The organism is Paenarthrobacter sp. 10L420, assembly GCF_056395385.1.
The window spans coordinates 404664-427181 of record NZ_JBFTJK010000001.1; the positions used below are offsets into that span (position 1 = coordinate 404664).

General features: G+C 60.7%; 22 protein-coding genes. 6 read left to right on the top strand and 16 right to left on the bottom strand.

Translation table 11 applies throughout. From position 1 onward, the window contains the following. Positions 1-68: 68 nt before the first annotated feature. The 3 genes from AC1DD5_RS01835 to AC1DD5_RS01845 form a co-directional block, all read right to left on the bottom strand. Complete coding sequence (locus AC1DD5_RS01835) at positions 69-749, bottom strand: FadR/GntR family transcriptional regulator (protein WP_442016474.1); 681 nt, start codon at positions 747-749, stop codon at positions 69-71. Continuing rightward, on the bottom strand, positions 746-2026 hold the full coding sequence (locus AC1DD5_RS01840; protein WP_442016473.1) for an MFS transporter: 1281 nt from the start codon (positions 2024-2026) through the stop codon (positions 746-748). The genes AC1DD5_RS01835 and AC1DD5_RS01840 overlap by 4 nt, the downstream gene beginning before the upstream one ends. A 73-nt stretch (positions 2027-2099) precedes the next feature. Further along, on the bottom strand, positions 2100-3542 hold the full coding sequence (locus AC1DD5_RS01845) for a PucR family transcriptional regulator (protein WP_477519598.1): 1443 nt from the start codon (positions 3540-3542) through the stop codon (positions 2100-2102). A 146-nt stretch (positions 3543-3688) separates the two neighbouring features. Between AC1DD5_RS01845 and AC1DD5_RS01850 the strand changes: the two genes are divergently transcribed. Together AC1DD5_RS01850 and gabT are read left to right on the top strand one after the other, a co-directional pair. Beyond that, positions 3689-5119: a gamma-aminobutyraldehyde dehydrogenase gene (locus AC1DD5_RS01850; protein WP_431116058.1), complete on the top strand. Its 1431-nt coding sequence runs from the start codon at positions 3689-3691 to the stop codon at positions 5117-5119. Between the two features lie 46 nt (positions 5120-5165). Further along, on the top strand, positions 5166-6536 hold the full coding sequence (gene gabT, locus AC1DD5_RS01855) for a 4-aminobutyrate--2-oxoglutarate transaminase (protein ID WP_477520440.1): 1371 nt from the start codon (positions 5166-5168) through the stop codon (positions 6534-6536). A gap of 510 nt (positions 6537-7046) precedes the next feature. Here gabT and rarD read toward each other — a convergent pair. Beyond that, positions 7047-8120 (bottom strand): EamA family transporter RarD, encoded by a 1074-nt coding sequence (gene rarD, locus AC1DD5_RS01860; protein WP_477520736.1) that lies wholly within the window; start codon positions 8118-8120, stop codon positions 7047-7049. Positions 8121-8284: 164 nt separating this feature from the next. On the opposite strand from rarD, the gene AC1DD5_RS01865 reads away from it, so the two are divergent. Continuing rightward, entirely contained in the window at positions 8285-9733 is a 1449-nt protein-coding gene (locus AC1DD5_RS01865) for an FAD-dependent oxidoreductase (RefSeq protein ID WP_477520441.1), read from the top strand. Between the two features lie 148 nt (positions 9734-9881). Continuing rightward, positions 9882-11243, top strand: a complete 1362-nt coding sequence (locus AC1DD5_RS01870; protein ID WP_477520442.1) for a GAF domain-containing protein — start codon at positions 9882-9884, stop codon at positions 11241-11243. 404 nt (positions 11244-11647) lie between these two features. Here AC1DD5_RS01870 and AC1DD5_RS01875 read toward each other — a convergent pair whose 3' ends face one another. Genes AC1DD5_RS01875 through AC1DD5_RS01885 form a run of 3 tightly spaced genes read right to left on the bottom strand, consistent with a single transcriptional unit; the run spans position 11648 to position 12266 of the window. Next, positions 11648-11839: a hypothetical protein gene (locus AC1DD5_RS01875; protein WP_477520443.1), complete on the bottom strand. Its 192-nt coding sequence runs from the start codon at positions 11837-11839 to the stop codon at positions 11648-11650. Then, complete coding sequence (locus AC1DD5_RS01880; protein ID WP_477520444.1) at positions 11836-12111, bottom strand: hypothetical protein; 276 nt, start codon at positions 12109-12111, stop codon at positions 11836-11838. The genes AC1DD5_RS01875 and AC1DD5_RS01880 overlap by 4 nt, the downstream gene beginning before the upstream one ends. After that, the gene (locus AC1DD5_RS01885; RefSeq protein WP_477520445.1) at positions 12108-12266 is read right to left on the bottom strand and encodes a hypothetical protein; all 159 of its coding nucleotides are present in this window, start codon (positions 12264-12266) and stop codon (positions 12108-12110) included. Before AC1DD5_RS01885 ends, AC1DD5_RS01880 begins: the two co-directional genes overlap by 4 nt. 137 nt (positions 12267-12403) lie before the next feature. Between AC1DD5_RS01885 and AC1DD5_RS01890 the strand changes: the two genes are divergently transcribed. Together AC1DD5_RS01890 and AC1DD5_RS01895 are read left to right on the top strand one after the other, a co-directional pair. Then, positions 12404-12559, top strand: a complete 156-nt coding sequence (locus tag AC1DD5_RS01890; protein WP_477520446.1) for a hypothetical protein — start codon at positions 12404-12406, stop codon at positions 12557-12559. Between the two features lie 55 nt (positions 12560-12614). Continuing rightward, positions 12615-12824: a hypothetical protein gene (locus AC1DD5_RS01895; RefSeq protein ID WP_477520447.1), complete on the top strand. Its 210-nt coding sequence runs from the start codon at positions 12615-12617 to the stop codon at positions 12822-12824. Here AC1DD5_RS01895 and AC1DD5_RS01900 read toward each other — a convergent pair. From AC1DD5_RS01900 to AC1DD5_RS01940, 9 genes are all read right to left on the bottom strand, one after another. Further along, the gene (locus tag AC1DD5_RS01900; RefSeq protein WP_477520448.1) at positions 12812-14797 is read right to left on the bottom strand and encodes a glycosyl hydrolase family 28-related protein; all 1986 of its coding nucleotides are present in this window, start codon (positions 14795-14797) and stop codon (positions 12812-12814) included. The two genes, AC1DD5_RS01895 and AC1DD5_RS01900, sit on opposite strands and share 13 nt — an antisense overlap. Positions 14798-14865: 68 nt before the next feature. Beyond that, complete coding sequence (locus AC1DD5_RS01905; protein ID WP_477520449.1) at positions 14866-15051, bottom strand: phage holin; 186 nt, start codon at positions 15049-15051, stop codon at positions 14866-14868. Further along, positions 15051-15683 (bottom strand): hypothetical protein, encoded by a 633-nt coding sequence (locus AC1DD5_RS01910; protein ID WP_477520450.1) that lies wholly within the window; start codon positions 15681-15683, stop codon positions 15051-15053. Before AC1DD5_RS01910 ends, AC1DD5_RS01905 begins: the two co-directional genes overlap by 1 nt. A 68-nt stretch (positions 15684-15751) precedes the next feature. Further along, entirely contained in the window at positions 15752-16084 is a 333-nt protein-coding gene (locus tag AC1DD5_RS01915; protein WP_477520451.1) for a hypothetical protein, read from the bottom strand. 20 nt (positions 16085-16104) lie between these two features. Next, positions 16105-16707 (bottom strand): hypothetical protein, encoded by a 603-nt coding sequence (locus AC1DD5_RS01920; protein WP_477520452.1) that lies wholly within the window; start codon positions 16705-16707, stop codon positions 16105-16107. After that, positions 16707-17672 carry a hypothetical protein gene (locus AC1DD5_RS01925; RefSeq protein WP_477520453.1) on the bottom strand — a complete coding sequence of 322 codons (966 nt, stop codon included), beginning with the start codon at positions 17670-17672 and terminating at the stop codon, positions 16707-16709. The genes AC1DD5_RS01920 and AC1DD5_RS01925 overlap by 1 nt, the downstream gene beginning before the upstream one ends. Before the next feature lie 9 nt (positions 17673-17681). After that, complete coding sequence (locus tag AC1DD5_RS01930; protein WP_477520454.1) at positions 17682-18977, bottom strand: hypothetical protein; 1296 nt, start codon at positions 18975-18977, stop codon at positions 17682-17684. Positions 18978-18986: 9 nt separating this feature from the next. Then, entirely contained in the window at positions 18987-19826 is an 840-nt protein-coding gene (locus AC1DD5_RS01935) for a hypothetical protein (protein ID WP_477520455.1), read from the bottom strand. After that, complete coding sequence (locus tag AC1DD5_RS01940; protein WP_477520456.1) at positions 19826-22516, bottom strand: tape measure protein; 2691 nt, start codon at positions 22514-22516, stop codon at positions 19826-19828. Before AC1DD5_RS01940 ends, AC1DD5_RS01935 begins: the two co-directional genes overlap by 1 nt. Positions 22517-22518: the final 2 nt, after the last annotated feature.

Consider the following 22518-nt stretch of genomic DNA (forward strand, 5'->3'; position numbering starts at 1 on the left):
CGTGGTAGGGCAACAACGGATGAGCGGGTTGGCAACGACTTAGCGGCCTGGCGACGACTAACGAAGGGCTACCGCGGGGTCTTGTCGGCGCAGAAATCGAGGTTCCGGTAGACGCTCTGGACGGCGGCGTCGGGATCGTGGGCTTCCAGCGCATCCACCAGTTCGTCGTGGCCTTCCCGGGGGATACCGTTGAAGCCTTCCTTGCGTTGCTGGCGGAGGAGATCGTTGTGGAAGACCCCGCCAAAGGAGACATAGAGCTGATGCAGCAGCGGGTTTCCAGAAGCCAGGGCAACGCGTTCGTGGAATTCCCAATCGGAGCGCGCCCAGGTGGGGTAGTCCTCGGACTGCCAGGCGTCATGGCGCAGGGCCAGGAGGCGGCGCATCTCTGCGAGGTCTTCGACAGTTGCGTGCTTGGTAGCAAGCCGGGCCGCCTGGGTGTCCAAGCCAAGCCGCACTTCAACGATGTGTTCCTGGGTGTGCTCCAAGTACATTCGCTGGGCCGCGCCGGACATCTCACTGTTTGCACGCACGTACGTGCCGTCACCCCGGCGAACTTCGAGCATGCCCGAGTGCGCCAATGCCTTGATGGCCTCGCGGAGGGTTCCCCGCGAAACACCCAGGCTTGCCATGAGTTCAGGCTCTGCCGGGATGCGCTCCTGGAGCGGCCATTCGCCTGATTTGATCATGTCCCGCAGCTTGGCGGTGATCTCCTCGGCGAGGGCCGGGCGATGCGAAGGGGTTAGGGTCATGCTGTCCTCGGTCCGGTCTTTGTGGCAGTGCGCTTGCTCGTAAGCATGTGGCAAGTAACCATGAGCGCCACCGCCACGATGGACAGCAAGCTCAAGGGCAGCGCCCAGCCGCCGGTTGCGCTGTGGAGCAGCCCCATGCCAAAGGGGCCAATTGCCGCAATCAAGTATCCCAGTGATTGGGCGATCGTGGAGAGCGCGGTGGTTTCCGCCGTCGACCGTCCGCTGCGGCTGATGATTACCAGGACCAGCGGGAAGATCCCCAAGCCGAACCCAAAGAGCACGGCGGAAATGAACGCCAGGGAGGTCGGCAACCAGATCATCGCAGCAATGGCAACCAGCGTCGAGCTGCTGGCGAGGTAGAGGGCAGGCCGCAGCATTCCGGGCCTGGAACCGAAGGCAAGCAGGATCATGCCGGCGGCCACGGAGACCAACTGCATGACGCCAAACTGCAGCCCGCTTTCCGAGGCACTGAGGCCCTGGGACGTGAGGATGTAGGCGAACCAGCTCATCACGGCGTAGGCGAGGAAGGCCTGGAAGGTGAAGATGGCCGTGATCAGGATGCCCAGGCGGGTGCGTAGCAGGGGCCACATGGATACGCGCGGACGGTCCGTCTTAGTGGAGTTCCGGTGCGAGTGCAGGACCACCGGCAGGAAGCCGAGCAGCGCTGCGACACCCAGGATGCCCCAGGCAGCAAGGCCCATCGATGGCGAACCGAGCTGCTGCGCCAAGGGAACGCTCACGGCAGCCGCGAAGGTAGCGCCACCGGACATTGTGAAGGTGTAGAGGCCGGTCATCATGGAGGTGCGGTCCGAATAGTGCTCGCGAATGAACGACGGCATGGCCACGTTGCACACTGCAAGGCCGGACATCGCCAGAACTGTTCCGCCGAGCAGCGCACCGGTGGCTGGAACGCCACGCACCAGCAAGCCTCCAGCCAGCAGGGCCAGGGCGATGGCGATAGCCTTCTCGACACCCACGCGACGGGTCAGCCACGAGGTCCCCATCCCTGCAACCGCGAAGCACAGCAGCGGAATCGAGGGCAGGATTGACGCCACTAAGGCCCCGTAGCCCAGTACTTGCTGCAGCTCGTGGAAGAGCGCTGCGGCGCTGGTGATTCCGGCGCGAAGGTTCAGCCCAATAAGCACTACGGCAATGATGCCGACGACGGCGACGACGCGCGTCTTGGGGACTGCCAGTCGCTGGTTTGTTGCCGGGGCAGCAGTGGCAATCGTAGGGATGTTTCCTGTGGTGGGGTTAAGAGGGGTCGTCGCAGCCATATGTAAAGGTTAGACGTTTGACGTCTAATGTCTAGGCTTTTGTGGCGAACCTCTCTGTACGAGCTCGCAGGGCCTACCGCGGATTGCGCGAACCCAGACGCTGCACCGCCAAGGCGAGCCAAAGCTGCACACGATCCTGGGTTTGCGACGGGTCGTAGCCAGTCAGTTCGGTGATCTGGGCCAGCCGGTACCGCACGGTGTTGCGGTGCAGGGTCAGGGATTCGGCGACGGCCGCGACGGACCCATTGTGGTTCAAGTAGCTTTCCAGCGTGGCTACGAGTTCAGAGCCGTGGGCAGCGTCGAACTTCCTCAACGGCGTGAGCGATTCGCTGGCCATGTCGGCCAACGGAACGTCCTCGCTCGCCAGCAGGAGGGACGTCAGGCTCAGCCGCTCGGGCTCGTTGACGGGTAAGCCGTGCGCCACGGCGTCGCGCGCCTCAAAGTAGCTCCAGCGCAGGCCGTTCGGCTTCGTATAGGCGCCGCCGATTCCGATCACTGCATGGATCCCGGCCTCCTGCAGGTGGTCGCTCAGGCTCTTGGCCAAGGCTGCCGCGGAGCTGCCGTCGTCGGTGATGACCGTGACCAGGTCCTTCCCGACGACGGCGCTAACGCCGGCTTCCAGCGCCTGGGGCAGGGAGATGCTGATCAGTTGTTTGTGGTGTGCCGTGGACTCTGCCACGAGCACCACGTTCTTCCGGGTGCTGTTGATTCCAACGCCAGCCAGGCGGCGGGCGGCCTCTATGGTTTCCAAGGTCCCGTGGATGACGTCGTCAAGAACCTGCCCGGCCATGGCGCGCTGGGCCTGGCGCTGCTTGACCATGTTGTTGAGCTCCACGCTGATGAGGTTCTGCGCGTAGCTCACAATCCCCGAGTCCATGAATGGCTGCCGCAACCACAGCGTGCAGGCGTCCCTGCGGCCGGTGGGAATCGGGTACGAAGCCCAGCCGTCCGCCGTCGGGGCCGGTTTCCCGGGAACGCTGTTGTAGAGCTGCGCGCTGAACTGGGTGAGCACAACATCAGTGCGCAGCATGCTGCCCAACTGTTTCAGGAGCTCGCCCAGGCCGCCGCCGGTAAGGAGTGACCGGGCCAGGATCTGGTGTCCGGCCAGTAGCCGTTCCAGGTTTGAGTAGTGGTCCGCTGAGTGTGACTCGGCAACGAGCTTCCCGATCGCGATAAAGGGAATCTCGTAAGGCACTTCAACCAGGGGCAAGCCCCAACGGTTGGCTTCGGCGATGAGCGCCTCAGGAACGGATTCGTGCGTGAGGCCGATGCCAAAACCGATGCCCACCGCACCGGCCCGCTGGACCTGCCGGACGAATCGGCGCTGGTCGGCGGCGCTCTTCAGGCGCAGGCCCGTGGTGAGGACCAATTCCCCGCCGCTGAGGAAGCGCTGTGGATCCTCCAGCTCCGTCACGGCCACCCAACTGATGTCCTGGTTCCAGGTTGTTTCCGCGCTACCCGTTTTGCGGAGCTTCAAGGATGGGAGAGCGACGAGCGAGGAGAGGGACATTGCCATGGTTACAAGCGTAACCCGGCGCTGGTCAAGCGCACTAAGGACGGTATGCCGGTGTGTGCAGCTGACTATTCCGTGGACCCCTTCGCTGGCATAGGCTCTGATCAGCTAAAACCCATGCCCCAGACACCGAAAGAGGGTTGCACGCCGTGGTTCAAACCTTGCAGAACTTCATCAATGGCGAATTCGTTACGCCGGCAGGTACGGGTCTCCTGGACATCGTGAACCCCACTAACGGGGAGATCGTTGCCAAGTCGCCGATTTCGGTGCAGGCCGATGTTGACGCCGCCATGACCGCAGCCAAGGAAGCCTTCAAGACGTGGAAGCACGTCACGCCCGGCCAGCGCCAGCTCATGCTGCTCAAGCTCGCCGACGCCGTGGAGGCCAACAGCGACGAACTCGTTGACGCCCAGCACCGCAACACCGGCCAGGTGCGGTCCCTGATCGCTTCCGAGGAAGTTGCCGCAGGCGCAGACCAGCTCCGCTTCTTCGCCGGTGCAGCACGCATCATGGAAGGCAAGTCCGCAGGCGAGTACTTTGAGGGCCACACCTCCTATGTTCGCCGCGAACCGATCGGCGTCGTAGCCCAGGTTGCCCCGTGGAACTACCCGTTCCTGATGGCTATCTGGAAGATTGGCCCCGCACTTGCAGCCGGCAACACCGTTGTTCTCAAGCCCTCGGACACCACCCCCGAATCGACTTTGGTCCTGGCTCGCCTCGCCGGCGAGATCTTCCCCGCCGGCGTGCTCAACGTTGTGCTCGGCACCGGCGAAACCGGTGCGATGATGGTTGACCACAAGGTTCCCGGCCTGGTGTCCATCACAGGTTCTGTCCGGGCAGGCATCGCCGTCGCAAGCGGCGCAGCCAAGGGCCTCAAGCGCGCACACCTGGAACTTGGCGGCAAGGCTCCGGCCATTGTCTTCAAGGATGCCGACATCAAGAAGAGCGCAGCGGCCATCGCCGAGTTCGCGTTCTTCAACGCGGGCCAGGACTGCACCGCCATCACCCGCGTGCTGGTGGAGGACTCCGTCCACGATGATGTTGTGGCAGCAATGGTGGAGCACACCAAGACCCTGCACACCGGTTCCCAGAACGACGAAGAGAACTACTTCGGCCCGCTGAACAACGTGAACCACTTCAACGCCGTCACCTCGGTAGTGGAGCACCTCCCGGCCAACTGCAAGATCGAAACCGGCGGCCACCGCGCAGGCGAGAAGGGCTTCTTCTTCGAGCCCACCATCATCTCCGGTGCCAAGCAGACTGACGACATCGTGCAGAAGGAAACCTTCGGCCCGGTCATCACGGTCCAGAAGTTCAGCACCGAAGCCGAAGCGCTCGAGCTGGCCAACGACGTCGAATACGCCCTGGCATCCAGCGTCTGGACCACCGACCACGGCACGGCCATGCGCATGAGCCGCGACCTGGACTTCGGTGCGGTCTGGATCAACACCCACATCCTCCTGACGGCAGAGATGCCCCACGGCGGTTTCAAGCAGTCCGGCTACGGCAAGGACCTCTCCATGTACGGCGTTGAGGATTACACGCGCATCAAGCACGTGATGTCTGCGCTCGACGCATAACGCGTTCGCGTAACCCGTACGAATTTCCCAGAAAGGCAACCACCTCATGACCACTACCGCGAACGAACTCTCGTACCGCATCGAGCAGAAGCGCAACATCAACGGCGCCTTCCCCGGCCCCAAGTCGCAGGCACTGGCCGAGCGTCGCGCCGCCGTCGTTGCTGCCGGCGTCGCCTCGGGCGTTCCCGTTTACGTTGAAGACGCCGACGGCGGCATCATCCGCGACGTCGACGGCAACTCCTTCATCGACCTCGGCTCCGGCATCGCCGTGACCAGCGTCGGCGCGTCCGATCCCGCCGTCGTCGCCGCTGTCCAGGAAGCTGCTGCGCACTTCACGCACACCTGTTTCATGGTGACCCCGTACGAGGGTTACGTAGCTGTGGCCGAGCAGCTCAACCGCCTCACCCCGGGCGACCACGCCAAGCGCACCGTGCTGTTCAACTCCGGCGCCGAGGCCGTGGAGAACGCCGTCAAGGTTGCACGTCTGGCTACCGGCCGCGACGCAGTGGTTGCTTTCGACCACGCCTACCACGGCCGCACCAACCTGACCATGGCACTCACCGCCAAGGCCATGCCGTACAAGACCAACTTCGGCCCGTTCGCGCCCGAGGTCTACCGCATGCCCATGAGCTACCCGTTCCGTGAAGAGAACCCGGAGATCACCGGCGCCGAGGCCGCCAAGCGCGCCATCACCATGATCGAGAAGCAGATCGGTGGCGACCAGGTTGCAGCCATCATCATCGAGCCCATCCAGGGCGAGGGTGGCTTCATCGTCCCGGCCGAAGGATTCCTGCCGGCCCTCTCCGCATGGGCCAAGGAAAAGGGCATCGTCTTCATCGCTGACGAGGTCCAGTCCGGTTTCTGCCGCACGGGCGAATGGTTCGCCGTCGACCACGAAAGTGTTGTCCCGGACATCATCACCATGGCCAAGGGCATCGCAGGCGGCCTCCCGCTGTCGGCGATCACCGGCCGCGCGGACCTGCTCGACGCCGTTCACCCGGGCGGCCTCGGCGGCACCTACGGTGGCAACCCGGTTGCCTGCGCAGCCGCCCTCGCTGCGATCGACACCATGGAACAGCACGACCTCAGGGGCCGTGCCCGCCACATCGAAGAGCTCGCCCTTGGCAAGCTCCGCGAACTGGCCGCCGAGCTTTCCGCAGGCGGGGGTTCCGTCATTGGCGACATCCGCGGCCGTGGCGCAATGCTGGCTATCGAGCTCGTACAGGCCGGTTCCAAGGAACCCAACGCTGAGCTCACCAAGGCCGTTGCTGCTGCTTGCCTCCAGGAAGGCGTCATCATCCTGACCTGTGGCACGTACGGCAACGTGATCCGCCTGCTTCCGCCGCTCGTGATCAGCGACGAGCTGCTCATCGACGGCCTCGAGGTCCTCGCTGCAGCCATCAAGGCCAACGCGTAACTCTCTACGCTTGTTTGGGAGGAGGGCCGAGGTTTTCCCCGGCCCTCCTTGTGCGTTAACGGGCGGCGCGCCGAGTTCGCCGGAACACGTCCTATTCGCTGGAGGTTTACATACGTTCCGGCACTGTTCCCGCGTCCTCGCGTGGATCAGCCGAACGCACGACGGCGGTGCGCGCCGAGTTCGCGGGAACACGTCCTATTCGCTGGAGGTTTCCATACGTTCTGGCACTGTTCCCGCGTCCTCGTGTGGATCAGCCGAACGCACGACGGCGGTGCGCACCGAGTTCGCCGGTGACCCGCCGACTACGCGGGAGCGCGTCCCGTTCGCCGGAGCTGCCCGGCGTTCTGGCACTGTTCCCGCGTCCTCGCGTGGACCAGCCGAACGCACGACGGCGGTGCGCGCCGAGTTCGCGGGAGCACGTCCAGTTCGCTGGAAGTTTCCATACGTTCTGGCACTGTTCCCGCGTCCTCGGGTGGACCGTCAGCCACGCACGACGTCGGTTCAGCCGGGCTACGCTCCTGCAGCGGCCGCGATCCGGGCCTTCTTCTTCAGCGACGAGTTCTTCTTCGCTGTACGCAGCATGTCCACCGTGAGCACCAGCAGGGCGAGCCACACCACGCAGAATCCGATCCAGCGGGCAGTGGTCATGGTCTCATTGAAGACGGCCAGCGCCACGATGAACTGCAGAATCGGTGCGAAGTATTGGAGAAGGCCGATGGTGGTCATGGGCAAGCGACGGGCCGAGGCGCCGAAGAAGAGCAGTGGCACAGCCGTGATGACACCGGAGGCCAGAAGCAACCAGAAATGCCCAGGCCCAAGGGCAGTGAGTGTTGCGACGCCGTTTACGCCCAGGACAACCATGGTGGCGGCAGCAAACGGAGCCAGGACCACTGTTTCCACGGAGAGGCTGGTGAGCGCATCGACCTTGGGACCGACACGCTTCTTGACGAAGCCGTAGAGGCCGAAGCTACAGGCCAGGATCAACGCGATCCAGGGAAGCTGGCCGTAGGAAAAGGTCAGGACGCCCACTGCGATGAAGCCGATACCAACTGCTGCCCACTGGAGTGGCCGCAACTTCTCCTTGAGGACGAATACGCCGAGCAGGACCGACACTAAGGGGTTGATGAAGTATCCAAGGGAAGTTTCAACTGCGTGGCCTGTAGTGACACCAAAGGTGTAGGTAAGCCAGTTGATGGCTATCAATCCAGCGGCCAAGGCCAACGGTCCAAAGACTGAGCGGTCCTTCACGGCTGCACCAAAAACCCTCCAGGCGCGCGTGACCGTGATCAGCAACGCACAGAAGATCAGCGACCAAACGACGCGGTTGGCAACGATTTCGATGGCACCCGCCGGTTGAAGCGCGAGGAAGTACAGCGGAAGCAGTCCCCACAAACTGTAAGCGCCAATCCCAAAGAGGATTCCCGCCGTCGACTCGCTCCAGACCGGCTTTCGCCCGCGGGTACTGCCGCCAGAGGTCCTGCCCCCAGACGTACCGCCGTTAAGTTCACTGCTGGATGCACTCGCAGTCGGGGGCTGGTTGGAAGTGGACGAGTTTGCGGTGATCTGCTCGGGTGTCGACACAATGTCGCCAACACCAAAAGGGGTCGCAATATTCCGAAATGTTGGCACCAATCACGTGTTTTCGTGTGACTCCCGCCATATAGGACGCCGGGTGCAGAGTGGACATCTAGAATTGGAATCTGCGCGCCCCAACAACGGCGTGGCTTACTGCTTCGGAAGGGCTTACGGTGTCCAACTCAGCCGCCACCACCCCCAAACGTCCGCTTCGCGTCGCCATCGTTGGCGCCGGTCCCGCCGGCGTGTACGCCGCCGACATCTTGACCAAGTCCAACGAGGTCAAGGACGGGGACGTGGAGGTCAGCATCGATCTCTTTGAGGCGTACCCTGCGCCCTACGGGCTGATCCGCTACGGTGTGGCGCCGGATCATCCCCGCATCAAGGGCATCGTCAACGCCCTGCACAAGGTGTTGGACCGCGGCGACATCCGCTTCCTTGGCAACGTGACCTACGGCCGGGATCTGACGCTTCACGATTTCCGAGCTTTCTATGACGCCGTGATCTTCTCCACGGGGGCTATCAAGGACGCCGACCTGAACATCCCGGGCATCGGGTTGGACGGTTCCTTCGGCGGAGCTGATTTTGTTTCCTGGTACGACGGACATCCGGACGTTTCCCGCGATTGGCCATTGGATGCCAAGGAGATTGCGGTCATCGGCAATGGCAACGTTGCCCTTGATGTGGCTCGCATGCTGGTCAAGCACCCCGATGAACTGCTGGTCACCGAGATCCCGGAAAACGTGTACGAGGGGTTGAAGAAATCGCCCGTTATCGACGTCCACGTGTTTGGACGCCGCGGTCCTGCACAAGTGAAGTTCACTCCGCTGGAATTGCGGGAGCTGTCCCACTGCAATGACGTAGACATTGTGCTGTACCCGGAGGACTTCGAGTTTGATGAAGCCTCCGATGAGGCAATCCGGACCAATAACCAGATCAAGACCATGGTCAACACGATGACCAACTGGCTGGTGGAGGAACACGCGGAATCCGAGCAGCCATCCTCGCGCCGTCTGCACTTGCACTTCCTGCACAGCCCGGTGGAAATCCTGGACTCGCCGGAAACTCCCGGCAAGGTTTCCGGCATCAAGTTCGAGCGAATGCAGCTGGACGGAACCGGCAACGTCAAGGGCACCGGTGAATTCGTGGAGTACCCGGTGCAGTCCGTCTACCGCGCGATCGGCTACCACGGCTCGCCACTTGAGGAGCTTCCGTACGATGCCCGCCGCGGTGTCATACCGAACGACGGCGGTCGCGTCCTGGATGCCGACGGCAAGCCCGTGCCGGGAATCTATGCCACCGGCTGGATCAAGCGTGGACCTGTAGGCCTGATCGGTCATACCAAGGGCGATGCCCTGGAGACCATCGGCTGCCTCCTGGAAGACCGGCTCACGTTGCCTCCAGCAGAGAACCCGGATCCGCAGGCCATCATCGATCTCCTCGAGGAACGCGGCATCGAATACACCACCTGGGAGGGGTGGAACCGGCTGGATGCGCACGAGGCTGCCCTCGGCGCCGCATGGTCCAAGTCGGAGTCCGAATCCGGCAACGGCAATGGCGTGATCCGGGAGCGCATCAAGGTAGTCCCGCGTGAGGAAATGATCCAGATCTCGCGCGGCTGACCCTTGGGTTTGTGTACGCTAACGCTCTCAACAGGCTTGGCAAGAGGCGTCAGCTGTACACAAACTCCATTCCTGGAACTAGACTTTCGGGTACCGTGCCGCCAGCACATGCACATCGCGCTGTCATTGCGGACTACGAGGGAGTTCGATGAGGAATCCAATCCATTCGCCTGCTCCGGGCAGCGAAGCCGGAAGGCTGCTGCAGAAGCGCGCCCTGGCCGCCCATGAAAACCTGGGAAGCCACGAGCAACTGGACATGCTGCGGGCCGGGACTCCGGAGGAAATCTCAGGCCTCCGGCGTTTGGTGCGTGAGTCCTGGCAGCGTTCGGCCAGTCTGCAGGCCAATCCCGATGTCCCCGAAGCGCCGCTCGCGATGGACCGCGACGAACTGGAGGACTACCGCAGGCAACACCCGCTGGCTGCGATCATGCCGGTGATCAGGAAGTTGTTGGTCCAGCCCAGCCATGACAGTGGGTTGCTCGTGGCAGTGGGGGACGACGTCGGGCGGCTTTTGTGGGTGGATGGCGATCCAGTCATGCAGCGCAGGGCCGAGGGAATGATGTTCGTTGCGGGCGCCGATTGGTCAGAAGCCTCAGTGGGTACAAGCGCGCCCGGGACGGCGCTGGCCCTGGATCGGAGCATCCAGATCTCCGGTGCCGAGCACTTCAAGAGATCAGTTCACCCATGGAGTTGTACGGCCGTTCCCTTCCACGATCCCGATTCCGGCGCCGTGCTGGGCGTCGTGGACATCACTGGAACAGAGACTGCGGTGGCCCCGCACACAGTATCTCTGGTGGAAGCAACCGTTGCGGCCGCGCAGGCGCAGTTGCGCATCGAACGTCTCCAGCTCGCCGCCGCCGTCCGGGACAAACCACGACGCCGAAGCTCAGCTTCCGCTTCCAGCCACACTCTGTACCGGAACAGCCTGCAGTTGTTGGGCCGCGACCAGGCCCTCCTCAGCATCGACGGCCGGACGGTTTCCCTGTCGGCCCGGCACAGTGAAATCCTGGCTATCCTCTGCAGCCAACCTGCCGGCCTGAGCGCTGATGACCTTTGCGCGCAGCTATACCCGGGGGACGGCTCGGCTGTTACGTTGCGGGCCGAAATGGTTCGCCTGCGCAAAGTTCTCCATGAGCTCAGCCCTGGGGCAGTTCCCGAATCGAGGCCCTACCGCTTGCCTGTCGAGTTGCTTCCCGATTCGGGCCAGGTGCTCAGTTGTCTGCAGCGCGGTGCGCATCGGATTGCCTTGGAGATCTACAAAGGCGCAGTCCTGCCGCGCTCGGAGGCGCCCGGCGTCGTGCAGTTGCGTGAGCGGGTGTCGCATCTGTTGCGGGAAGCGCTGCTCAGTGATGGCAGCGTTGATTCGCTCTTGAAGTACGCTGAGCTGCCCGAGGCGAAGTACGACGTCGAACTCCGCCTTGCCGTCCTCAAGCTCCTGCCGCCGCGCTCACCCAAGCGTGCCGCCGTCGTGGCTGACCTTGAGCGGATCGAAACGGAACTGAAAGCGTGAGCTGACTCACATGGTTGCAACGTAGCTGCAACCTGCCCGCTCCTAGGCTCGAATCAATGGCGACAGCCACCGTGATTCGCAGCAAAGGAGCTAGCAATGACCGTTTATGCACAGCCGGGTGCCGAGGGTTCGAAGGTCACCTTCAAGGACCGGTACGAGAACTGGATCGATGTATAAACCCTTGCTTAGGCCGATATTCCGCGTAAACTCGGGGAAGCTTCATCATGCTATTCACTCGTCCGTGCAGTCACTTAACGCTTACTCAACGGTTTGACATGAGCGGGCGCACGCTCACGCCCATCGACGCGGGCGAAACCCTCAACTTCCAACTAACAACCGGCACAGAAGACGTAGCCTAAACAACGAAAAGGCCCCCTCACGAAGACGTGGGGGGGCCTTTGTTGTTAGATGTCTACTGCGTGTTGGAACCACCAGTCAGCGCCGCCGTGGAGGTAGTTGTGTTTGTTGATGCGGCGGCGGTTCACAACCCGCAGCCAGACAACGCCACGGTCCACAGTCTCAACAGGTCGCCAAGCAAACCAGCGATGCCAGGATGCAACAGGATCCCCGAACCGTGGCATGTAACGGTCGCTCACGTTCCGCTCCTGTAGGGGTTGGTGTAAAAGTTTTCCGCGGTTCCATACGCAGCGTTCTGGAAGCCTGACTCATGGCCTTCGTCCCATGCTTGCGCGGCGATGAACGGGGCAGCGGCTTCGAGGGCGTGACGTGCTTGGTCTAGGTGTCGTCTGCGTTCGTAACCCTTGGCCTCAGCGAAAGGCAGCGGGCTTCCGTCCGTGGTGCGCTGCATCGGACGTGCAAGCCACATGGCTTCCGCCGCCGCTTCTACCGCTTCGTCAGGGACGGTCATGGTTGGTCCTTCCGAATGACCGCGAGAATGCGACCCTCAGCAGCGCCGATAGCGAAGATCACGGCAGCGAACATGTAGCTGACGGAATCCGTAAAGGAAAATGCGACGATGCACGCAATGGCAGCAAGCGATTGGAAAAGTCCAGGGAATCTCATGGGGCATCCTTTGCTCATAGGAGTAGTGTCTTCTAGTGTACTCTGTGTTGCATCAAAGTACACGGGACTTTGCACCCGTTTCTAACGGTTTAATCACGGCCCTTGTTGACTTGCTACCCCTGAGTAGACTATGCGGCATGACAGATGAAAACCTGGGGGAACGTTCTGCCGTCCATATGCCCTTACTCTTTCCGGAGGGCATCAAAATAATCGAAGGCGACGGCGCACCACCACCGCCGCCAATCAGCGACGCCGTATGCGCCATCACACTAGACGAACTCGACGGCAACTAGAACCACTTAAACAACGAAACGCCGCCACCCTCGCAAAATGAGGGTGGCGGCGTTTATGATTGTACGCATGATCGATATGGGCGACGTGCTATTCAGCCAAACAGAGTTGCGTCTGATGAAGGACCGGCTAGAGGTCGCGCTGCTCGGGGCTGAGTCCGGCGCGGGTAAACAGGTCGTTGATTTCAGCGACCTCATAGACACCCCGGAGAAAGCCCGATACATGGACCAGCTAGCCCAGTCCATCATGGCCGGTCACACAGGGTAGTACGGTTGCTTCCGGTCCACGCCGTTGACTGATATCAGCATGTAGCCTTCCGGTGTTGCCGGTAGCGCAGCAGCCGAGCCAGCCGTGGGTGTAGTCGTTGTCAGTGACATGCCGTTATTCGCGCCGAGCTTCCATGACGTGCCCGATGGTGCAGTGACCTGCGTGTAGACCCTGCCCGTTGACGATTCCCGCACATTCGACCCAGCCATAGACGGCTGGAACACACCCGGCCACACCTTCACAGTCTCCTGAATGTACGGGGCGCACCCGGCAGTTGAAGACGGCCAGATCGACACATACGGCGTGGCCCCGTCCGCGAACCTTGCACTGTTGTTCCGGAACGTGAAGTTGTTCGCCGCTGTCATCGCTGAGAGGGCGATGAAGAAGTACGCGCAGTAGTGCGTGGCGCGCGTATCAACGAGAGTGTTGTTCTCGAACGTCGCATCATTCAACGTCCCCGAGATAACGCCGGCTGAACGGTAAACGTCCACCACGGACGAATGCGTGGACTGGGCCGGGTCAACAACCCTGTTCCCGCGGACCTCAAGCCCGTTGAAAATGCCTGAGATGTGCATCCCGGACGAGAGCGGGTTGACGATGGTGTTATCCAACACCTTCACGTTGTTGAGTACCGCAGCAGCATAGGCCATAACCAAGCGGATACCAACGCTTCGGGCGTCGTTCGCGGGGGGTGTCAGAACAGACGGCTTGTAGCGGATCTGGTTCTGTGAAATGTTGAGCCCATCAATCGGGGCCGTTGATGCTTCCTCCACACAGATAGCCCATGACGTTGCAGAGATGCCCGTAATGGGTAGCCATGAGTCACGGTCAACGATGATTGGGTTGGCGTGGATTTCCACGCCTGTCATCGCGGGTCCCGTGGTGATGGTGCCGCTGTACCTTGACCAGACCTGGATCCCGAACGCGCAGTTCGTGATCGGGTTGTTGTTGAACACAATGGACTGGCATCGGACAGTGCTTGACCAGCCGGTTAGGTTCGCCCCGATCATGTAACCGGAGATGTTGTTGCCAGTCACGGTCTGCGATCCGCCGTGCGTTTCAATCGCACACACAGACGAGCCCATGCCAAGGTTGCCGCGGAACGTGTTGTTGATGATCGTCTGCGTTCCACCCTCAACGGTGGTTGTGGTGTAGATGGATGAGTGGTCGCGGAAGTTGCCACCGCCCGTTGTGCCGGTGCCGCGCCAGAGGTTCCGGGAAATGTCGATGGTGTCAGCGGCGATGTACAGGGTGTTCATGCAGTCCGAGTTGTCGAAGATGCAATCCCGGATCAGGATGGACGACCCAGCGGTGAACGACAGCACGCGGAGGACGTGTTTGGTGTTCACCATGAGGTCCGCGAGCAGGTACGTGTTGCCGTTGCCGCTGTTCTGATCGAACCTCAACCGCTCCATCGTGAAACTGCCAACGTCCGTGCTGTCATTGGTGCAACCGATGATGGTCTTGTACGCGCCGAAGTTGTTCGCAACTTTGATCGTTGACGCGGAACCCGAGCCGATCCACTTCTGACCAGCGGGCACAACCAGGATGCGGTCACTCGCTACGGTTGCTGTGGAGAGCAGGTAGGTTCCGGGCGGGAAGTACAGTGTCGCGTTCGCCCCGGCAGCGGTGATAATCGACTGCAACAGTGGCCGGTCGTCCGTCGCCCCGTTGCCCGTCACGCCGAGCTGCTTCACGTTCACGGGCAGGTGCGCGACTTGCGCGTACTTACCATTCAACGCATCTGACGTGTCAGACGGGCCAAGAACAAGGGACTCAACAACAGTGTCCGCGAAATCAAGAGGCGCACCGGGGAACCCAGCCGCGTTCTCCAACAACGCGAACCGTGCCTGCGCCGCTTGATGGAGGTCCTGCGACTTCTGTGCATTGTCCGCGATCACGTTGTCACCATTGCGGACAAGCTCGTTACCGTCAGGCTTCTTGAACCCGAGCGGAGTCAATTCAACAGCCACACGGGCCTCCTAAAACAAAGGGGCAGAACCGTACCGTTAGCGGTACGGTTCTGCCACGGGATGGGGATCTAATCAGCTTCGTGCTTGCCATTGGTTGGCGTGTTGATGGCAGCGAGCCCAGTACCAAGTACGGCGCCAGCAAGACCAAGCCACAACGGCAATGCCTCGTTACTGACCCAGCCATAGAACGCGGCAACCGGGGCAGCAGCGGTCAGGATCCGGTAAATCCAGGCGCGAGTTTCAGGGGCGAACATCAGGCATCACCTTTCGAAAGTTCAACCAGTAGGGCCTTAGCAAGATCAGGGGCAAGGGCCTTAGCAATCGCCTCAGCATCCGCCTTCACGTCACCACCCGGAGCCGTGGTCAGCTTCCCGCCAATCGTCGCAAGCTGCGTACGAACAGCGGTGAAGCTGTCATTGATGAGATCCTTGATCGGCTTACCCTCAGGCATAGAGGTGCCGCCGTCAAAGAAACCCTGCTTGAGTGCGACAAGCAGCTTCCGGTCATCGTCCGTGAACATATCGTCTTCTTCCATGGGAGTTATTTCGCCGTCATAGCCAAGCGACGCCGAGCCGAGGTCAACGACGGTCACGTTCTCGATGTCCTCAGTCCAGCCCCGGTAAGTCAGCGGCAGGTCAGCAGCGGCGTAGTAGTTCATGAGGTCCGCGAGGCTTGGGTGGTGGTGCGGGACAGTGGAGTTGTCACTCGTGGAGTAGACCGAACCGTCAGGGGCTAGCAGCACCACATGGCCTAGCGGTTCCTTCGCGATCCCAAACCACACCGGGACCCAAAGACCAGCCGGAAAATTCCAGTCACGATGCTTCGTGGGTGAGGCGTTCCACCCATCCGTAGCGCTGTCATACACGCCGTTAAGACCGAAAGTCATGCGGACGTACTGCAAGCACCAACCCGGAGTGCACGGAATATTCGGGTTCGGCGTTATCAACTGAACCGTCATGGCGCGCCTCCGGGGTTTACGTTGATGGTTGTTTGCGGGACCGGCGCGGCAAGATGATCAGTGAGTACCTTCTCGACACGGGTCACAGCGTCCTTCACTGAGGTGCCGTTATTGAACTCGACCTCATGCCGGATCGTTTCCAGCACCCCGTCTTGATGGTCAAGGCGTTCGAAGATCCCCGGCACGGCAGACTGCCCAGTTTTCTTGTCCTCCGGGACGCCGATCACACGGTCAATGAACCGGGACCACTTACGCAGCACCGGCCCGACCTTCCAGACAAAGAAAACGGCAAAGAAAAAGGCCCCCAACCAGGGCCACACGCTAATCACATCACTGATCCATTGGGGCATCATGGCTTCGACCGCCAGTTAATCCCACCCAAACCGATGAAGAACGACGCCTGCGAGATACCAGAAAACCCGGACGCGGATTCGAAGCTGATGTTCCCGTTAGACCGGACGTAGAGTGTGCATTTGGTTCCCATGGCTGACGAGGTGCCGGGGTTGTACAGCTCATCCGCCGCAGGGGCAATAGCGGATGGGATAGTGCCGATCACATACGAGGTATTCGCGGTCATCGTGAACGTGGTCTGCGTGGTGCCGACCATGCCCATAAGTGTCGCGCGGCCCGTGGGTAGCTTCTCGTAGCCGGGGTTACCGTAACCCGCGCCGAACGCCTGATAGAAACCATTCGCGTTATAGGTGATGTTCCCCGACGCGTAGTCCAACCACTTCGTACCGTCCCACGTCTCGATGGGTTGCCCCGGCAAGTCTGTACGCACAATACACTGACCCGTCAAAGGCCCAGCAGTCGTGAGGGTGTTACGTTCCGCCAGCGAACCAATAGGGATGACCACGTTAGCGCCAAGGAACGCTGTTGCAAGGTCGCCGGTCAGGTTGTACGCGTCACCGTTTGTCGGGACGACAACCTTGTTCTTCAAAGTCTGCGTCATTACGCACTCCAGTCAATTAGCAGTTTGCCCGAGTCCGGGTCTTGACGCCTACCTACGAGGCCTATATAGGGGTCGCCCGCAATTGAAATGCCGCCACCCGCCGCGATTGCTGCGCCGAACGATGTCGGCAAGTCCACCCACGCGGGCTGCTGATGCGCGGCAAGCACAACATCAGATGGGCCAACCGAACGCCCAACATCGCCGGCAGGACGGTACTGGCTGGTGTGCGCGTAAACGTGCATCGTCGCCGCACTGTTGTAAGCCCCAGCAGAATCAAGGCGGGCAGGCACACGGAACTGAACACGAGTGATCGTCTTACCCTGCAACACAGGCAACGGCGCACCATAAAACCAGGAACCAGTCAAAGTCTGACCGCCCCACGTACCCGAATACACCTGCTCGCCGCCGCCAGTAGAACCAGCCCACCGACCCCAACCACCAACACCCCACGTGTCAGAAGCCGTACAAATCAGCGTTTCCTGACCCGACTGAACAACAGGCACAGCAACAGGAGGCGGCAACGGGTCAGAAGCAGGAGGCGGAGTGATCGCCGCGATAACACCCAAAATCGTGGGGACACTATCAGCCCACATCAGCTTCACCGGATTACCCGGCGCGTACGACGAGATAGGGCCAAGGAAAAAGCCAGTCGTGTAGTTCCCGCCGTCATCGCCAGTGAAAACAATCTGGTCCGTACCCACCGCCAACACCGAACCAGTAGACGGCGCCGGCTGATCACCATAAACACCGACCACCAGCGCCGTTGCAAGGCCCTTGCCATCGGACATGATGTCAACGATGATCTTCGCGCCCTGCATAGGCTGCACCGAGCGGATCCACCGCGCCATGAGCAGGCCGCCGCGGACGTTCGCCCACCACGAAACCCCATCAAAATAGGCGGTCCCGAACTCCCGCGTAATACCAGCGTCAGGGATGAGCGCTAACGTTTTGTTAAGCTGAACCACGGGCGCCTCCTAAACGTTGGACCAGTTGATGGCGGGGATGGAACCCCACGTGGCGGGCATCAAATCCCACGTCAAATCAGGCATCTGCGAAGTCAAATACTTAGCCCACTCAGTACGGTCCAGGGCGGCAATAACATCCGTGTACGAACAAGAAACCGTCAACGACGTGCCACGCGGAACAGTGTCACCCGCACGTTTCACATCAGTGATCGCACCCGGCAGGTACACCACATGACCGGCAGTAACAGGGCAGCCAACTTCAACCCAGTCGCCGGCCTGCAACTCCGGGCGCGGGATCGTCTCAACCGTGAGCTGAACGGCAAGGTTGCCGATGAACGTGTCCCTCAACGACTGCGCATAAGTAGTGGCCTGCGCAACGGTGGTGATCATCTCCGACGAATACGAATAAGGCACCCGCCCATGAGGTCCCCCATACTTCAGAGGCCCGTTCTCAATATCGGCCACACCAAAGATAGGGTCACCACTGGCGGCGTTCTTACCCTCAACAACCCACCGGTTATACAACCCATCAATGGACTGGTTACGGGAGACAGACACCAACCCGGCGTTAGGTTCAATCCTCAGGACCGAGGCGCCATGCAACGGGTAAATGTGGGCTTCCCCGTCGCCGCCCATCCGATACCGGGCCGATATGCGAGTCAACAGGTCCTGGCAGGATTCGAGACGTTCCTTGTTGTACACAAGCTGCCTCGACACGCCAGTATCAACCACACCAGCATCAACAACAGTCGGGAAATAGCGGGCCGTGAACCTTTTAAACTCAGACACCACAGAAGCGCTAGCGGGGGGTGACTCGGGAGCCTGCAACTTGTCCCGGTCAACATCACCCGTCAAATCAACGGCAGTGATCTGAACCGCGGCTGTCTTAATAAACTTCCTGCGCTTATGCACCGGCAACGAACCATCAGGCTCCATATAGCCGTACTCATCAACAACCCGCGAATCCCAAAACTCGGTAGGCTGATTCCCAGTGATCCGGAACCACCCATAATTGATCGCCCCGGACCCACCCACGTTATAAATGATCTGCAACCGGGTCCCACCAACACCCAACGGGTCATCAAACCGCCACGCCCCAAGGTTCCCGTCTGGGTCCGCCACAGTGAGCGTGACCTTCTGACCGACCTTCACCGAATCGCCGGCCTGATCCTCAAATGACCAGTCCTTCACCAACAAAGGATCCAGCACCACACGCTTACCAGACCGCCACGCCCAAACCGTCAACGTATCCGCAGGCCTCGAACCACCCAACGCATCCAACGTCTCAACATCAACACGACGCAAGGGAAACTCCTAACCGAGCGGGTTCTTCAAATCATCCAAATACGTTTTCCCAGCCATCGCGTCCTGCTTCTGCTGATACGAAGCCACCAACAACTGCACATCCCCATACGTGAACGTCACCGTCAGGACCTTCACCGTGGGGGCGGCAACAGTCTCAGCCTGGAAATCCCACAACGTGACCTCGCCACCCCACGCAGGATCCACCGGTAGCTGCTTCACCGTGGGTGCAGCAAGGAACATCACAGCGTCAAGCTGCGCCGGGTCAAGATCAGGACCAGGGCGGAACAAGAACCCCGAAGACGACTTGAACAAGTCCAGCAGCCGCTTGCCCTGCTCAGCGGAACGAGTCGCCATGGACAAATCCACGCCCTTAGCCGCCATCCGCTGGCCAAACAACGCCAACGGCTTACCCGAACCCATCACGTTGTACATTGACACGTCCGCCGCGTACTCAAGCGAAGCCAACGCGGCGGCTTGAAGATGGATGCCCGTGTCACCCTTAGGTTTCCCCATCACCGGAACCGCCGATTGAGGCACCAAGGGATCCATCAACCAGCCAGTGTCCGAGATGATAGTCAACGGGGCCGCCACAGTGCGCGACGGCCCCACAGGCCCAGACAACACCTCAACCTCATACGTCACAGGCCGGTTAATCGGGGCATCCCAATCAATGACAAGCGCAGCATCATTCATCGTGATACGCCGCGCACCACGAACAGGTGCGCGGTCATCGTCAACAGTCCGCCACACATTCACAACCGAGGTGCCAACACCAAGACCCGTGATCGTAACAACAGAGTTGGGACCAGGGTCGCTGATACCCACTGCGGCACTCGCACTAATAGCCACTAGCGTCCCCTCCGCATGTACTGAGAATTAGAATCCGCGCCGGCAACAACCCCTGAAGCAACCGCCCCGACCTGCGCCAGAAGGTACTCCCCCGTGAAAGGGTTCTGAACATAGATAGGGCGGGCATCCAATGACGACGCGGAACCCGGCATAGACGCCGCTGAGGAACTGAACGAAGGCGCATCAGGGACCGTCACAAGGTCACGCATCGTCGAAGTCAGGTCATCCGTTTTATCGCCCGTGCCAAGGATCAGGCCCTCAACAATGTTCTTACCGAACCCACGGAAGACCTTGGACGGGGACGCGATACCAAGCGCTGACTTGAACACGCCAACGATAGGCCCAGGGATCAGCGAAAGGATCGCATTACCAATCGCGCCCATCATCGAACCGATGCCATCCAGCAGCCCGTTGATGATGTCCTTGCCAACGTTGAACAACCAGGACCCTGCGCCCGAAAGCGCTGACATGATCGTGTCAGGTATGCCCGCGAAGAACTTCCCGATGCCGCCGACAAAGTTGGAGATACCGTTCGTGATGTTGTTCCATGTGTCAGCGAAAAACGAACCGATGTTCCCCAGCGTGGACGTAACCAAACCCCACCACAGGCTGAACCCGGAAGAAATGGCAACGCTGACGAAACCGATAGCACCCGAGACGGCGCCGACGATGTTGTTCCACGTGTCAGCGAAGAACTGACCAATGCTGCCAAGGATGGAACCGATGAACGCGAAGACAAGGTTCAGTCCTGCTGAGATCACTGACCAGAGGATGCCAAGCACGCCAGTCACAACGGCGACGATAGTGTTCCAGATCCCGCCGAAGATGTTCTGGATGCCCTCCCAGACTTGTGACCAGTTGCCAGAGATGATCCCCGTAACAACCTGGATCACGCCTTGAACGATCTGCATCACCGACGTGATGATGCTTGCGACAACACCAAACACGGTCACAACAACGGGCATGAGCGCCTGAATGATCGGGATCAGCAAACCGGCGATCATCGTGATGAGCGGGCCGATAGCTTGCAGCACAGCCCCGAAGATCGTTACCACCACCGGCAACACCGCAGAAATAAGCTGCATCAGGATCGGTGCGAGCTGAGAAACAAGAGTCATCGCCAGAGTGGCGATTTGAATAATGATCGGCATGACGACAGGGAGCAACTGCGCCAACGTCTGCCCGAGCATCGTCACGAGCTGCACAATGATGGGGAGCGCCACGGCAAGGACCTGCTGGAACAGGCTCACCACGACGCCCTGCATTTGCATGAAGATCGGGACCAGCGTCGTCAACGCGGACATGAGCGTCCCGCCGATAACCGTGGCTAACTGCCCGAACACGCTGAGCAGTTGAGGTAAAAGCGGTTCGATGGATTTGAAAATGGTTTGGACCGGGGACAAAGCCGAAAACAGGCCGAAGAATTGGGGCAGCAGCGGGCCGATGGCCGCGCCAACCTGCCCTATCATCGGGGCGGCGGCAGCGAAAATTGTGCCTAAAGTCGGGCCGACTTTATCAACCACCGAACGGACGGTAACGCCGATCCGTTCCATGGCCCCTATGAAACCGTCAGAGGTGACACCTTCCCCACTAAAGGCCGAACGCATAGCCTTGACACCGAGAATGGCTTCCCTCGCGCCAACACCGATGCGCTCCATGACACCAACGAACCCGTCAGACGTGATCCCCTCACCACTGAACGCCGATTTGAGCCCAAGCGCACCATTACGGATAGTGAGGATCGCCCCGACGATAGCTGAGTCCTCTTCAAGGCCCAGCGCCTTCCGGATCCCACCGTTGAAGTCGCCCGTCTTGAACAGTGTGAAAATCGCGCCGAACGCGCCGAAGATCGCACCAAGCCCGGTGGCAAGTCCGCTGATCGCCCCAGTAATTGCAGGTTTCAAAGCGTCCAAGGCACCCATGAGACCTGAGTTGATCGTCGCCTGAAGGCTGCCTATAGCGCCCTCAAACGTCTTGGTGGACTTCGCAGCCTCCACCGCCACCGGGTCATTGCCGAGCTTCTGAAGCGCCGCGTTGAACTCGACAGACGTGATCTGCCCCGCCGCCATGGCATCACGGAAGTTACCCGTATACGCCCCAGCCTCTTCAAGGGATTTCATCAGCGGACCAGCAGCGCCAGGGATGGCGTCCGCCATCTGGTTCCAGTTCTCCGTAGTCAGCTTCCCCGCACCAGCCGTCTGCGTCATCACCATAGCCACGGACTTGAACGTCTCCGCGTTACCACCAGCAACAGCGTTCAAGTTACCCGCAGCCTGCGTGAGGCCCGTGTAATCCTTCACACCGTTAGACGCAAGCTGAGCAGTCATGTTCTGGATCGTCGGCAAGTCATAGACCGTCTGGTCCGCGTAAGACTTCGCAGCGTCCTTCGCCGCCGTGATAGCGGACGTGTCCAACCCGGCGAAACTCATCGTCGCTTTGAACTTGTCCGTCGCGTCGCTCGCAGCCGCAGCGTCCTTGATGAACCCCGCGAACATAGCCGAACCAGCAATAGCCATCGCCGGCCCGACAATAGACTTCATTGACCCGACAATTCCGCCACCCATCTTGCGGCCCATCTCATTGCCAGCCGGACCCGTATCAACAGACCCCAACTCCTGAGAGATCTTGCTAGAAGCGCCCTTCAACGAGGGGACCAAAGAAATGTAGGCAGTTGCGAGTTCTACAGCCACCA